This is a genomic window from Streptomyces sp. NBC_01341, from assembly GCF_035946055.1.
Lineage (GTDB): Bacteria > Actinomycetota > Actinomycetes > Streptomycetales > Streptomycetaceae > Streptomyces.
In genome coordinates, this window is sequence record NZ_CP108364.1 from 6,573,671 (window position 1) to 6,586,640 (window position 12,970).

The 12,970-nt window shown below is 72.6% G+C and carries 10 protein-coding genes; 3 read left to right on the forward strand and 7 right to left on the reverse strand.

Features of this window, described 5'->3' with window-relative positions; translation table 11 throughout:
- Positions 1-115: 115 nt before the first annotated feature.
- The 3 genes from OG206_RS29025 to OG206_RS29035 all read right to left on the reverse strand — a co-directional run bounded on the left by OG206_RS29025 (position 116) and on the right by OG206_RS29035 (position 2,699).
- The gene (locus OG206_RS29025; protein ID WP_327121262.1) at positions 116-1,249 is read right to left on the reverse strand and encodes a PP2C family protein-serine/threonine phosphatase; all 1,134 of its coding nucleotides are present in this window, start codon (positions 1,247-1,249) and stop codon (positions 116-118) included.
- A gap of 113 nt (positions 1,250-1,362) precedes the next feature.
- Positions 1,363-1,797, reverse strand: a complete 435-nt coding sequence (locus tag OG206_RS29030; protein ID WP_327121264.1) for an SRPBCC family protein — start codon at positions 1,795-1,797, stop codon at positions 1,363-1,365.
- Positions 1,798-1,865: 68 nt separating this feature from the next.
- Entirely contained in the window at positions 1,866-2,699 is an 834-nt protein-coding gene (locus OG206_RS29035; RefSeq protein ID WP_327121266.1) for a DeoR/GlpR family DNA-binding transcription regulator, read from the reverse strand.
- 308 nt (positions 2,700-3,007) lie between these two features.
- Between OG206_RS29035 and OG206_RS29040 the strand changes: the two genes are divergently transcribed.
- Positions 3,008-5,341: a hypothetical protein gene (locus OG206_RS29040; protein WP_327122433.1), complete on the forward strand. Its 2,334-nt coding sequence runs from the start codon at positions 3,008-3,010 to the stop codon at positions 5,339-5,341.
- On the opposite strand, the gene OG206_RS29045 is transcribed toward OG206_RS29040, so the two are convergent.
- The 4 genes from OG206_RS29045 to OG206_RS29060 form a co-directional block, all read right to left on the reverse strand.
- Entirely contained in the window at positions 5,311-7,755 is a 2,445-nt protein-coding gene (locus OG206_RS29045) for a right-handed parallel beta-helix repeat-containing protein (protein ID WP_327121268.1), read from the reverse strand. The two genes, OG206_RS29040 and OG206_RS29045, sit on opposite strands and share 31 nt — an antisense overlap.
- A 205-nt stretch (positions 7,756-7,960) precedes the next feature.
- Positions 7,961-8,581, reverse strand: a complete 621-nt coding sequence (locus OG206_RS29050; RefSeq protein ID WP_327121270.1) for an Rv1733c family protein — start codon at positions 8,579-8,581, stop codon at positions 7,961-7,963.
- Between the two features lie 131 nt (positions 8,582-8,712).
- A complete protein-coding gene (locus OG206_RS29055) occupies positions 8,713-9,537 on the reverse strand; it encodes an MOSC domain-containing protein (RefSeq protein WP_327121272.1) in 825 nt (274 codons plus the stop codon).
- Positions 9,538-9,573: 36 nt separating this feature from the next.
- Positions 9,574-10,065: a DUF6643 family protein gene (locus OG206_RS29060; RefSeq protein ID WP_327121274.1), complete on the reverse strand. Its 492-nt coding sequence runs from the start codon at positions 10,063-10,065 to the stop codon at positions 9,574-9,576.
- A 694-nt stretch (positions 10,066-10,759) separates the two neighbouring features.
- On the opposite strand from OG206_RS29060, the gene OG206_RS29065 reads away from it, so the two are divergent.
- Together OG206_RS29065 and OG206_RS29070 are read left to right on the forward strand one after the other, a co-directional pair.
- Complete coding sequence (locus tag OG206_RS29065) at positions 10,760-11,551, forward strand: hypothetical protein (protein WP_327121276.1); 792 nt, start codon at positions 10,760-10,762, stop codon at positions 11,549-11,551.
- A gap of 135 nt (positions 11,552-11,686) precedes the next feature.
- Positions 11,687-12,967, forward strand: a complete 1,281-nt coding sequence (locus OG206_RS29070; RefSeq protein WP_327122434.1) for a TerD family protein — start codon at positions 11,687-11,689, stop codon at positions 12,965-12,967.
- The last annotated feature ends 3 nt before the right edge of the window (positions 12,968-12,970 follow it).

Consider the following 12,970-nt stretch of genomic DNA (forward strand, 5'->3'; position numbering starts at 1 on the left):
GTCGGGCGCACAGGGCCCGGTCGCGTCCGCGCGTACCGGTCAGGGGGACAGCCCCGGGTCGCTCGACGCGTCCCGTGTGCCCCCGGGTGACGCCCGCGCCGTACCGCCGTACCGGTCATCCCGGGCCGGGGAGCCGCTGGACGGCGACGGCGGCCGCGTCGTCGCCCAGGTGGCCGCCCGCATACCGCAGCAGGTCCGCGCACAACCGCTCCAACAGGTGCTCCGGGCCGAGACCGGTCCACGAGGCCGCGCGCTCGGCGAGCGGATAGAAGCGCCCCGAGGCGTCCCGCGCCTCGGTGACTCCGTCGGTGTACAGCAGAAGCATGTCGCCGGGGCGGAAGGCGAACACGTCCTCCGTGGGGCGGGCCCCCGCCAGGGGCCCGACTCCGAGCGGAGGCCCCGGCTCCGTCGCGTGCAGCGCCCGCACCCGGCCCTGCCGCAGCAGCAGGGGCGGCGGGTGCCCGCAGCTGACGAGCCGCAGACCGTGACCCTCGTCGGAAACATCCAGCACGGCGGCTGTCACGAAGGACTCGGCGATGTCGTGCTCCTCGGTCCGGTCGTCGTTCTCGTTCAGCGAGTCGATCCGGTGGGCCGCGACACCGGTCTCCAGGCGGGCGACCAGGTCGGGCAGGTGCTCCTCCTGGCGGGCCAGCGCCCGGAAGGCGCCCAGCACCCCCGCGGCGCCGCTGATCGCGTCGAGGCCCTTGCCGCGGACATCGCCGATGATCAGACGCGTCCCCCGGTCCGTCCGGGCGGCGGCATAGAGATCGCCCCCGAGCTGGGCCCCCTCCTCGGCCGCCAGATAGACGGAGGCGAGGCGCAGCGGGCCGCTGTACAGGGGCAGAGGCCGCAGCACGCTGCGCTGAGCGGCTACGGCCACGGTCCGCAGCCGCACCATCTCCGCGGCACTGCGTACCCGCAGGTGGGCGAAGAACGTGACGATCGCCGAGATGAGGAACAGGGCGACGATCTGGTACATGTGATTCAGGTCGGTGATGCTGGACCGGCTGACGGCCACGATCGCCTGGGCCAGCACCGCTACCGCGCCGACGAAGGCCGTCGGGCGGGGACCGGCGAACGACGCGGTGAGCGCAGGTGCCGCCACGAGGAACGGCCCGAGATGCACCTCCGGCGGCACGTTGACATCGACCACGGTCACCACGGCGATCAGGACGAACGGCACCGCGACGAGTGCCCTGCTCGGCCGGTCGCCGTCCCGCAGGCCGTCGATCCACTGCCACAAGCCCATGAGTCCGGAATACCTCACCGGCCCTCGCACCGCCCCTCGTGGGGAACCCCGAGTGTGCGGTACACCTGTGTCCCCGCTCCCGCCGTCGGCCGGCCCGCGGAGCCGGAGAGCGGTCAGTCGTCGAGCAGCATGCGAAGGGCCCGCCCGAAGACCCGTCGGCCGGCCCCGGCCAGCACGGGATCCGCCCAGCGGGGCAGCAGCCGTACGCGCAGTTCCTCGACCCAGATCACATGTGAGCCCGAGCCTGTCGGATACACGTCGATCGAGGCCTGCCCACGCACCAGGGAGCCCCGCTTCTCCAGCCGGCACAGGCCCGCGCGGCCGGACGCCGGAGGGGTCCACCGGACCACTTCCATCGGATCGTCGAAGCCCAGCGGACCCAGACCGGTGCGGGCGACGAAGACCGTACCCGGCCGCGTGCGCGGCCCCGTACGGACCGTGACCGAGGTGAACGGAACCGTGTCGCCGTGCCGCTCCCAGTCCGTCACCCGCCGCCACGCCTCGGCGGCGGGGAGGGGCGAGGAACGTTCGATACGGAATACGGCCACAGCCCGATCCTAGGACGTCCGGCGCCCGTGAGGCGGGGAGCGGAGGATCCTGGCCCGTCGTGGCGTACCTACTCCCCGTCCGACGGCTCGCCCGCCACCACGAGCCCCGGAAGGTGCTCCTCGATCTCCTGGCGGAGGCCGTCCGGCAGGCCCGCGTCCGTGACGAACGCGTCCACCTCGTCGAGCGCCGCGAAGGAACTCAGCCCCACTGTGCCCCACTTGGTGTGGTCGGCCACGACCACGACCCGCCGGGCGGCCCGCACGAAGCGCCGGTTCGTCTCGGCCTCCGCGAGGTTCGGCGTGGAGAGACCCGCCTCGACGGAGATCCCGTGCACGCCCAGGAACAGGACGTCGAAGTGCAGAGAGCCGATCGCACGGTCCGCGACCGGACCGACCAGCGAGTCCGAGGGCGTACGCACCCCACCGGTCAGCACCACCGTGGCCGCACCGGCCCGCGCGCCCCCCGCCGCCGTCGGCCGCTGCGCGCTGTGGAACACATCGGCGACCCGGACCGAGTTCGTCACGACGGTCAGGCCAGGTACGTCCACGAGATGCGCGGCCAGGGCGAACGTGGTCGTACCGCCGGAGAGTGCGATCGCGCTGCCGGGCGCGGCCATGGCGGCGGCAGTGCGCGCGATGTCCTCCTTGGCGCTGAGCTCCAGCGTCGACTTCGCCTCGAAACCGGGCTCGTGCGTGCTCGCCTCGACGACCGGCACAGCGCCGCCGTGCACCTTTTCGATGACCCCCTGACGCGCCAGCGCGTCCAGGTCCCGGCGGATGGTCATGTCGGAGACGCTCAGTTTGCGGGTCAGCTCGTTGACCCGGACCCCGCCGCGCCTGCGCACGTCGTCGAGGATGAGCGCACGCCGCTGCTCCGCGAGCAGGTTCTGATTCTCGCTCAACGCCGGGCCCGGCCCTTCCGTCTGTCCACACGGTCCGGCAGCGGCCTGCGGGACGCCCTCATCCTGCCACGCACCCCTGCGGGGTGGGGCACTGGGGAGATTCGGTGAGAGCGGTGCGGTGGGCACCGCACATCCGGGATGGTGGTGACTGCGTGTCAGGGCCCAGCCGCCCTTCCCCCTCCCGTCGCCATGAGGCGCCCGGATCCAGAGAGCGAGTCACGGAATTGCCCCCTGCCCCCCAGGCCGCCCCGAGCGGCGCCGCACTGGAACTGCTCGTCCACGGTGTCGGCGGGGCCACCCCGCAGGAGATGCTGGGCGACCCGCGCACGACCCGGATCACCGGTGACGCCACGGCGGCCATCTACCGGCGCACCGAGGACGTCGCCGCCGAGCAGCACCCCGAACGCCACCGGGAAGGCCCCGTCGCCGAGGCCTACTGCTGGTCCAACCTCACGTCCGGCAACGGTTCCCGGGCCCTGTGGCTGCTGCTCCTCCCGTTCATGGTGGTCAACCTCGCCCACTGGATGCGTCCCTCCTCGCAGGGGAGCCCCCGGACGGTCCGGCTGTACGGGCTCGTCGTGCGCCTGATCGCGCTCAGCCTCACCGTGCTGCTGACCGCCGCGGCCTGCGAGGTCGCCCTCGACCTGGTGGCCTGGCAGTGCGCGGGGACGCCCGGATGCTCGGGGCAGCGGTCCTGGCTCGGGTTCCTGTCCACCCGGCGGGACGGATGGTTCTCCCAGCCCGGCCGCAGGCTGGCCGTCGCCGCGGCCGTGCCCACGGCCCTGGTCGGCCTGCTCTGGTACCTGTCCAACCGCACCTGGAGTGCCTACGAATCACAGCGCCCGCTCCTCCCGGACGAGTCCGGCCGCACCGGCACACCCGCCGACGAGGACACGGACGAGCACGGGACCGAGGACACCGGGGAGGCATCCCGCCCCGGCGTCCCCCCGGTGCGCCCGGCTCTCGGCCGGCCCGGCTTCTGGTACGGCCGCCGCCTCGTGGCCCGGCTCCGCGCCGCTCACACCGCGGCCGGGTTCCTCACGGTCGCGGCGAGCGTCGGAGTGGCCGCCGCCCGGCACGACCGCGACGCCGGCAGCCCCGTGCCCGGGGCGATCGGGGTGCTGTTCCAGACCGGTCTCGCCCTGTGCGGGCTGATCGTGGTCGCCGTGGTCTGCCACCGGGGCCGCAGCGAGCGGCGCCTCGACAACCGTCTGGACCGGGCGCTCACCACCTTCCTGCCCGGCACCGCGCTGGCCCTGCTGGCGGCCGGGGTGGTCTACGCCGGCTGGTCGCGCCCCGAGTGGGTGTCCTCCGGCACGCTTCCCGGGGAGTGGGCCTTCCGTGCCCTCACTCTCGGCCAGGGTCTGCTCGTCGTCGTACTCGCGGCGGTGGCCCTGCGGCTCCACCGGCGCAGGCCCGAGCCGCGCACCACGCTGCGTGGCCTGGGCGGGCCGGCCGTCGCCATGCTGGCCTGCGCACTCGGTGGTGTGATGACCGGCGGGGTCTCCCAGCGCGTGGCCGACTGGCTCGACGGCCCCGGCACCCCGGGCATGGGCGCGGGCTCGGCGATAGTGGGTCCGCCCGTGCTCCTCAGCTGGCAGGCGTCGGTCATCCCGGTCCTCCTGCTGCTCCTGCTCGTCCCTCTCACCTGGCTTGCCGTCCGCACCCTGCGGCACGCCCGTCGGATGGGCCCCGGAATCGAGGCAGAGTACGGCGAGCCGTGCCCCGACCCGGGCAGGACCCGGCGGATCGCGCGGATCAGGGCGACGGCAGCCCTCACGGACTCGGCGCCGGGGATCCTGGGGCTGCTCTCCGGGGCCACGCTGCTGCTGGGTGTCGGAGCGGTGGCCGGTTCCTGGCTGACGGGCCGGGTTCCCGGCCTGGCCATGGACGACGCGGGTCCCTTCCTCGAATCGATGGCCGAAGCCGCCCAGGCCACCGGATCCTGGCTGATCGGCTTCGGCGCCATACTGTTCGTCACCTGGGGCCGCCGCGCGTACCGCGACGTCTCGGCCCGCCGAAGCATCGGCGTCCTCTGGGACGTCGGCACCTTCTGGCCCCGTGCCGCGCACCCCTTCGCACCGCCCTGCTACGCCGAGCGTGCCGTCCCGGACCTCTCGTCCCGGATGTGCGCGTGGACCGGCCGCACCCGCGGCAGGCTCGTCATCTCGGGCCACTCGCAGGGCAGTGTCCTGGCCGCCGCGGCGGTGTGGCAGCTTCCCGACACGGCCAGGCGCCGGGTCGCGCTGCTGACCTACGGCTCACCGATCGAGCGCTTGTACGGACGCTGGTTCCCGGCCTACTTCGGTCGCGCCCCCCTGGAAGGGCTGCACGGCTCCGTGCACTGCTGGCGCAACCTGTGGCGTGCCACGGACCCGATCGGCGGCCCGGTAGGCATCGACGAGGGGCAGGGCCACGAGGTGGACCTGGGCCCGCTGAAGGACCCGCTGGTCTACGGCCGTACGCCCGAACACCCGCTTCCCGAACCGATCCTGGGGCACTCGGACTACCAGGCCGACCCGGTGTTCGCCGTGGAGCGGGCGGCACTCCTGGAACGGCTGGGGCCCGTGGTGCCCCAGCAGACGGGGGCCCGGGAGGCCGGCGCGGAGGCTCAGGGCAGCTCGGGCAGGTCCTCGGGGTAGAGCATGGTCAGGTCGTCGGTGCTGGGCTCCGCGAGCTGGGCGACCCGGCCCGCATGCCGTTCGACCATTGACTCGAAGGTCTGACGGGCCGTGCGCCCGTTGCCGAAGGCCGGCCCCTTGGGAAGCGCCGTGAAGTACTTGAGCAGCGCTTCCCCCGTGCCGTCCGCCAGGGTGTACTCCTGCTCCTCGGACTGCTGCCCGACGATCCGCAGCAGTTCCTCGGGCAGGTAGTCGCTGAAGGTGATGGTCCGTGAGAAGCGCGACGCCACACCGGGGTTGACGGTGAGGAATCGCTCCATCTCGTGGGTGTAACCGGCCACGATCACCACCACCGCGTCGCGGTGGTCCTCCATCAGCTTCACCAGGGTGTCGATGGCCTCCCGCCCGAAGTCGCGGCCCGAGTCCTCGGGTGACAGGGCGTACGCCTCGTCCACGAAGAGGACGCCGCCGCGCGCCCGGTCGAACGCCTCCTGCGTGCGGATGGCCGTGGAGCCGATGTGCTCCCCGACCAGGTCGACGCGTGACACCTCCACCAGATGACCGTGCTCCAGGACCCCGAGCGAGGCCAGGATCTCGCCGTAGAGCCGCGCCACCGTGGTCTTGCCCGTTCCCGGGGAGCCGGTGAAGACCAGGTGCCGGCGCACCGAGGCAGCCTTCAGGCCGGCCAGCCGGCGGCGGCGGCCCACCTCGATCATGTCCGTCAGGGCCCGCACCTCCCGCTTCACGCTGTCCAGGCCCACCAGCGCGTCGAGTTCGCCGAGGACGGCGCCGGAGTCGCGCACCGGTCCGGCGGACAGGGCCGGGGCGGGAACGGCTTCAGGCTCGGTGGCCCGCTGCCCGGGCATCGCACCGAGCAGCCCCGGTGTCGTACGGGTCGCCGTCAGCACGGCGAGGACCGGGGGAGCGGTGGTGGGGCGCACACCGCTCTCGTCGCTGGTGCAGTCCTGAGCGACCGGGCCGCCGGCGTGGCCGTCCCCGTGGGCCGAGGGCTCGGGGAACTCGTAACCGCCACGCGCACACCGTTCGGTGCGGCAGCGCGTCAGGGTCGAGCGGCAGCCGTCCATGACATGGAAGCCGTAGCCCTCGCTGCCCGTGACCCGGCAGCTGTCGAAGGTGCCCCGGCCCTCCGCGGACACGTAGAAGCCGGCCTCGGCGGGCGAGGTGACCGTGCACCGCTCGATCGTCGGGTCCGCGCCCTTGGTGACGATGACACCGGTCTGAGCCGCGTCGATGGTGCAGTTGTTCAGGGTGCCGCCACTGCCGTGATCCCGGAACCACGCTCCGGTGGACGCCTCGCGGATGCGGCAGTCGTCGAGCTGCGCGGTCGCTCCGTCGCTCACCGAGACGGCCGTGTTGCGGATCTGGGACAGGTCGCTGTCCACGACATCGGCGCGCGAGCCGCGGTCCAGGACGAAGAGGGCGTCGGGCACGTCGTGGACGCGGCACGAGTCGAGTATGACCGTCGCCCCGTCGCTCACCCAGACCGCCGGATAGTCGCCCGTGCTGTCGTGGATCTCGCACTGATTGGCGTCGACACGGGTTCCGGGGTCCCACACGGAGAGACCGTTGCGGCCGAACCTGCGCACCGTGGAGCGCGTCAGGGTCAGCACCGAACGGGAGCGCAGATCCACCGCGTTCTCGGGGATGTCGTGGATGTCGCAGTCGGCGAGCGTGAGGACCGCGTCGGTGTCCAGCGTGACGCCGTCGGCCGACGTGCGGTGCACGGTGCATTCCGTCAGGTGCGCGGTTCCGCGCGAGGTGACCTGCACCCCGCTGCCCTTGATCTCGTAGACCTCGCAGCCCACCGCCTCCAGAGCGCTGCCCTCCCCTGTCACGCTCAGTCCCGCGCCGCTGGAGTGGTGCACGCGGCAGCGCTCGAGCCGTGGATGGGCGCCGTCGCGCACCGACACGCCCGACTGCCCCGCCGAGACGATCTCGCACTCCTCGAACACCCCTCCGGCGCCGTCGAGTACGGCGATGCCCACGCCGGCCGGGTTGTCGACGGTGCAGCGCCGGACCGTGGGCCTGGCCGCCCCTCGCACCTCCAGGCCGGCGGCCGACCTGGTCACGATGCGCAGATCGGACAGTTCGGGCGTACCTTCCTCCACGAGCAGCGCGGGGGCCGCCGAGTCCTGGCCCTCCACGTGCAGATCCTGGATGACGGCGGACGCGCGGACGGTGAGGGGGACACCGTCCGCAGGAGCGATGCGCACGGAACCGACGGACCCCTCGGGGCCGCGCAGGGTCACCGCGCGGGAGACGACGAGGTTCTCCCGGTAGGTTCCGGGAGCGACGGTGAGGACGTCACCGTCCGCTGCGGCCTCCAGGGCGGCGTTGAGGGAAGCGTATTCGCCCGTGCGGCGGCGCCATCGCGATGTGCCGGTGTGCGTCACCTGGACCGTGCCCTGTGCCATGGTGCTGCTGTGCCCCCACCTCGTGCCGTGTGCGCTGCCTCGTGCTGTCCGCCCGAGCCGCCCGTGGCGGGTCGGCTCTCCGGCCCGCCTGCCGAGGAGTCGGGCGGGCCGGTCCACCGTAGCGCGCGTGACGGGCGCGAGTTGACTGGTCGGCCGCCGAAGGGCCCTGTTCGAGCGTGTGCGGGGGCTGCGTGCACCCCGAAGATCAGCTGCCCGTGCCGGTCCTGCCCCAGTCGGGGCCGACTTCGGCCCAGGCGCGGTCCAGCCTGCTGTACCGCCGTTGCATCATGCGCCATACGACGAGCCGCCGTGCCGTTTCCGTGAGACCCGCGCCGGCCAGTGTGGCGCCGACTCCCGCCAGCACGGCGTGCGTGCGCGCCGTGGCGGAGTCCATGGGACGCGTCGCGGGGAGCCCTTGCTCGTCCGTCCAGATCCGGATCCTGGCGCCGGGCGTCGTGGCGGCGGACGTCGTCGTCACCTTGCCCGTGCGCGCGGTTCCGTCGGGGGCGCGCCAACCGGCCACCACGGACGTGCGGCTGGAGTCCTCCGTGACGGCGGCGGACTCGGGGTCCTGGGCGAACCGCGATCTGCCGGAGGCCTTGCGGACGACGACGGCAGGAGTGGGATGGCGCTGCGCGTGCTGCGTCCGCACCGACTGCTGGAGCGCGTCGTCGGTGAGCGAACCGCTCAGCCAGCCGAGCACCGGTGCCCCCAGGGCCATCAGCAGCAGCGCGGCCAGGGCGACCCATGCCTCATGACGATCGGTGGCCCGGCACACAGGATTGCCCCGCCACCGCCGGAGCCCCAGAAACGCTTGCACGGCCATCACCCCCTTCCCGTCCGTGATAACCCCGCAGGGCCCCGGAAAAGTCCGCCGACGCCGAAGAGAGAGCAAGCTCACTACGCCAACACGCCTCGTGTACCCGAGAGTTCCCGGAGCACCGCGTGGTCCGTGCGTCAGCCGAGTACCCGCACGGGGTCGCCCACCCTGATGACGCCCGTCCCCTCGGGAACCAGGTTCTGACCGAAGAGCAGATCCTTCCCGGACCGGCGATGGCGGGCGAGAGTCCGCAACGGCTCCTTGCCGCGCTCCGCCGTCCCCTGGTCGGTGGTGGTCACGACACACCGCCCGCACGGCTTGGCCACGCGGAAGACGACCTCCCCGACGGAGATCCTCCGCCAGCCGTCCTCGTCCCAGGGGCCCGTGCCGTCCACCACGACGTTCGGCCGGAACCGGTTCATCGGCAGCGGGCCCTCGTGTGCATGGTCGCCCTGGCCGATCAGGGTGTTCAACGCGTCCAGTGAGGCGCGTGCCGTGAGCAGCAGCGGGAATCCGTCGGCGAGGGACACGGTCTCGCCCGGCCGGCCGAACTCCGGGTCCACGGGCCTGCGGTACGACGGCTCGTCGAGGTGGACGAGCCGGACCTCCGTACCGAGGCGCGCGCTGAACCAGTCATGTGCGGCCGCGCCGCCCTCCACCACTTCGACCTTGCTGCGGAACAGCTCCGCGACGACCGTGGGACCCGCTCCGGGCACCTCGACGTCCAGCGGCGCGCTCCCGGGCGCCGACAGGGCCACGCCGCCCCCGGGCAGCGCTCTCGCGGACAGCTGTGCCAGGCGGGGCTGCTGACGCTGGGTGACGACCTTCCCGTCGCCGTCGATCAGCATCCACCGGCGGTCGCCGTCGAGTCCCCATGGCTCGACGACGGCCTCGTCGCTCGCGCGTGCGGCCAGCGACTTGACCGGATGAATGTACACAGCACCGAGTGAGGGAGAAGGCATGCCTCCATTTTGCCAGTCTCGACCCGCGATGCCCGGTCAGTACCCCCGGCCACCCTGGTACGGACGGTTGTACGGGTCCTCGTACGGAGACTGGGCGGGCGCCGGCCGCGGGGAGGCGGGGCGCATGGCCTCGTACCCCGTGCCGGGGCGCTGGGGCTGTGGCGACTGCTGCTGGTAGCCGCGGGGCGCGGAAGGCTGCTGGGGGATGTACGGAGCGGGCGCGTGCTGCAGCTGTGCGGGCTGCATCATCGGGGCCTGCTGCATCCCGGCGTTCTGGTACTGCGGTTGCGACGTCTGCTGCGGGTAGCCGTACGACCCGTTGGGCTGGGACGGGGCCGCGGGCAGCGCCGGGAGTGCCGACGGCAGGGCCGGCAGGTAGCTGTTCCCGGTGTCGTAGGCGGCGGGGACTCGGATCGGCGCGATCTGAGGGGTTCCCCGCTCTGCGACCAGGGAGTCGTAGATCGGGGTGTCGGGGAACGACGGCGCGGCGTAGTAGCCGCTGCCGTAGGTGGAGCGGGGGGAGGTCATGACACATAAGTTAAGCCCACGATGTGCCGGTTGGGGAGCCCCAATCTTGGGGTTATCCGTTTTACGCTGCTTTTGTCGGTCCGACCTGTCAGGGTGCTGTTAAAGCCCCCGTAAACAGCCGGGCTTTTCCGTCGGAGGGCGGGCTAACAAATTGTGGCGGGTACGCTACAAAGGGCGACAACCGCCAACTGCTCGACGTCTGCCGGCCGCGTTCCCCCCCCCGGCGGCCCAGGGGAGAGAGCCCCCGCTGTTCGATTCCTCCGGCCCGGCTTCAACGTGGGCGGGGCGCGGTGACCCGCGGGTGACCGAGGAGCCCGGATCCGCCGGCGAGGGCGGGAGCCCGGCCGTCCTTCTCCATGGTCACCGGGGGGCCGCCAGGATCGTGCTCGGCCCCCCGCGCCCCGGGCGACGACGGGATGCGAGGGCGGAGCCCCCCCCGGCCGGATCCGCTTGGAGGGTGACCGCGGACCGGCTGTTCCCATCCCCCGCTTCCGCCGCACCGGCCTTCGGCCTGCCGACAGGCAGCCGAGCGAAGGCGCACTCAGGGCTGATGGAGTCGGTGGCATCCGGGGAAGCGCGGATCAACGCAATTGCATCCCGCCCCCTGGCACGTCCGGTGAAACTTGTGTGAGCAGGCAACTTCCGGGAAACCTCACGAAAGGCGAGCCCGTCGCCCGCTCGGATTCGGAGAACCATGGTGACGTATGACCAGGACGGCGTTCAACGGCTTCGGGAGGAACTCGACGACGCGATAGGCCACTACATGGTGGCGGTGTCGGTCGAACTCCTCGACGAGGGCCTGCCGGTGGCCGGCATCTCGGCCTTCGGCTCGTACGACGACCCGAGCCAGGCCGACTTCGACGGGGACGTCGAGGGCAGCGTGGAATTCACGCAGGCGTTTCAGCGACGACTGACCGCCGAGGGGGGCGGTGCGGGCCTTCTGTGGTGCGGCGTCTCGGGATGGTGTCTCTTCCGTACCCCCCACGGCTCCGGACGGGGACTCATGCACTCGGCCCGCTGGATGGGCGCGGGCCTCCTGCCGGCTCCGGCGCGGGTCGCGGCCTTCCTGTCCGAGGTGCGGCTGGACCCCGCGGCCGCGGGCAGCGCCGAGCGGCCGTTCTACCGTGCCCCACGCGCGGAGCCGCAGGCACTGCTCGCGAGGCTCCGCGGAATCGGGGACGAGGCGGCGGCCGGGGGAGCGTACTTCGATCACCGGTTCGCGAGCGTGCGGGCGGAGGCCTACCAGGAGCGGGTCCTCGCGGCCCTCACCGAACCGGAGCAGGACCTCGTCGACCTGGTGCTGCACACGGGGGAGCTCGAGTCCCTGGTGCGATTCCTGGAGTACGTCGAGGGCGCGGCGCCCCGGCCCGAGGCCCGGGAACTGGCGCGGAGACTCGGTTCGGACCTGGCGCTGAGGGCGCGGGACGGCCGTGACAGCCATCAGGAGCACCGGACGGCGATCGCCTACGCGGTGGAACAGGGCTGAGGAACCGGCCCCGGAGTTCCGGTACCCGGTTCACGGGGTGCCGGAGGATCGCCGGCCGTCGTCGCGCCGTGAGTGTGGGCTCCCGGGTGGCCGGGGACCAGGTTGGCGGGAGCTCTCCGGGCAGCCGAACTCGTGATGGGGGCGAGCATGACCATGCACAAGGGAACCAACGTCGCGGTGCCGGCACGGGCCGTGCGGGTCGAACTGGGCTGGCGCACGTCTCCCGGAACACCGGACGTGGACGGTTCGGCACTCCTCACGGTGTCCGGGAAGGTGCGCAGCGACGCCGACTTCGTCTTCTACAACCAGCCGGTGCACGGGTCCGGCGCGGTACGCCACGAGGGCAAGCGGACGGCGGGGGACGTCGTCACCGACAGCCTCGGGGTCGACTTCGGGCAGATGGAGCCGTCCATCGACCGTGTCGTGGTGGCGGCTTCGGCGGACGGCGGCACCTTCGGGCGGGTGGCCGGGCTCCACGTCAGGATCGTGGACCAGGCGGACGGCTCCGAGATCGCCCGTTTCGACGCCGCGGACGCGACGGTGGAGACCGCCTTCATCCTCGGCGAGCTCTACCTGCGGCAGGGAGCCTGGAAATTCAGGGCCGTGGGGCAGGGGTACGACACCGGGCTCGCGGGCCTCGCCACGGACTTCGGTATCTCGGTGGACGAGCCGCAGCAGCCCGCGACGGCTCCACGAACTCCTGCGCCGCCCGTCACGCACCGTCCCGCCCCCACCCGGCCCCCCGCGCCCCCTGCCGCACTGCCCGCCGCGCAGCCCGTTCGTCTGACCAAGGTCACTCTGACGAAGGAGGCGCCGACGGTCTCCCTCTCGAAACAGGGCGGCACGACCGGGGTGCTCCGCGTCAATCTCAACTGGGAGGTGCGCAAGCAGTTCAAGGGCTGGGGGGCGAAACTGGGCAGGGCCGTCGCCAACCACTCCGATCTCGACCTCGATCTCTGTGCGCTCTACGAACTCGCCGACGGGAGCAAGGGAGTCGTGCAGGCGCTCGGAAACGCCTTCGGATCTCTCCGGCAGCCGCCGTACATCCACCTCGACGGCGACGACCGCACCGGTGCGGCCTCCGCGGGTGAGAACCTCACGGTCAGCCTCGACCACAAGGACCGGCTCCGCCGCGTCCTGATCTTCGTCACCGTCTACGAGGGCGCCCGCAGCTTCGCCGAGCTGCACGCCACGGTCACCCTCCAGCCGCAGGACGGCGCCGCGATCGACTTCTCCCTGGACGAGTGCACGGTGCCGTCCACCGTCTGCGCGCTCGCACTGATCACCGGCGGCGGAGGAGACCTCACGGTCCGGCGCGAGGCCCGCTATCTCGTCCCGCAGCGCGGGGTGAGTCCGCAGCGGACCGTCGACGCCGCGTACGGCTGGGGCATGAACTGGACCCCCGGGCGGAAGTGAGGC

What these genes read in the sequence shown, in the direction of transcription:
- OG206_RS29070 (WP_327122434.1), top strand. Translation starts at nt 11,687, where the DNA reads ATGGGGGCGAGCATGACCATGCACAAGGGAACCAACGTCGCGGTGCCG.
- OG206_RS29045 (WP_327121268.1), bottom strand. Translation starts at nt 7,755, where the DNA reads ATGGCACAGGGCACGGTCCAGGTGACGCACACCGGCACATCGCGATGG.
- OG206_RS29060 (WP_327121274.1), bottom strand. Translation starts at nt 10,065, where the DNA reads ATGACCTCCCCCCGCTCCACCTACGGCAGCGGCTACTACGCCGCGCCG.
- OG206_RS29055 (WP_327121272.1), bottom strand. Translation starts at nt 9,537, where the DNA reads ATGCCTTCTCCCTCACTCGGTGCTGTGTACATTCATCCGGTCAAGTCG.
- OG206_RS29065 (WP_327121276.1), top strand. Translation starts at nt 10,760, where the DNA reads ATGGTGACGTATGACCAGGACGGCGTTCAACGGCTTCGGGAGGAACTC.
- OG206_RS29050 (WP_327121270.1), bottom strand. Translation starts at nt 8,581, where the DNA reads ATGGCCGTGCAAGCGTTTCTGGGGCTCCGGCGGTGGCGGGGCAATCCT.
- OG206_RS29040 (WP_327122433.1), top strand. Translation starts at nt 3,008, where the DNA reads ATGCTGGGCGACCCGCGCACGACCCGGATCACCGGTGACGCCACGGCG.
- OG206_RS29025 (WP_327121262.1), bottom strand. Translation starts at nt 1,249, where the DNA reads ATGGGCTTGTGGCAGTGGATCGACGGCCTGCGGGACGGCGACCGGCCG.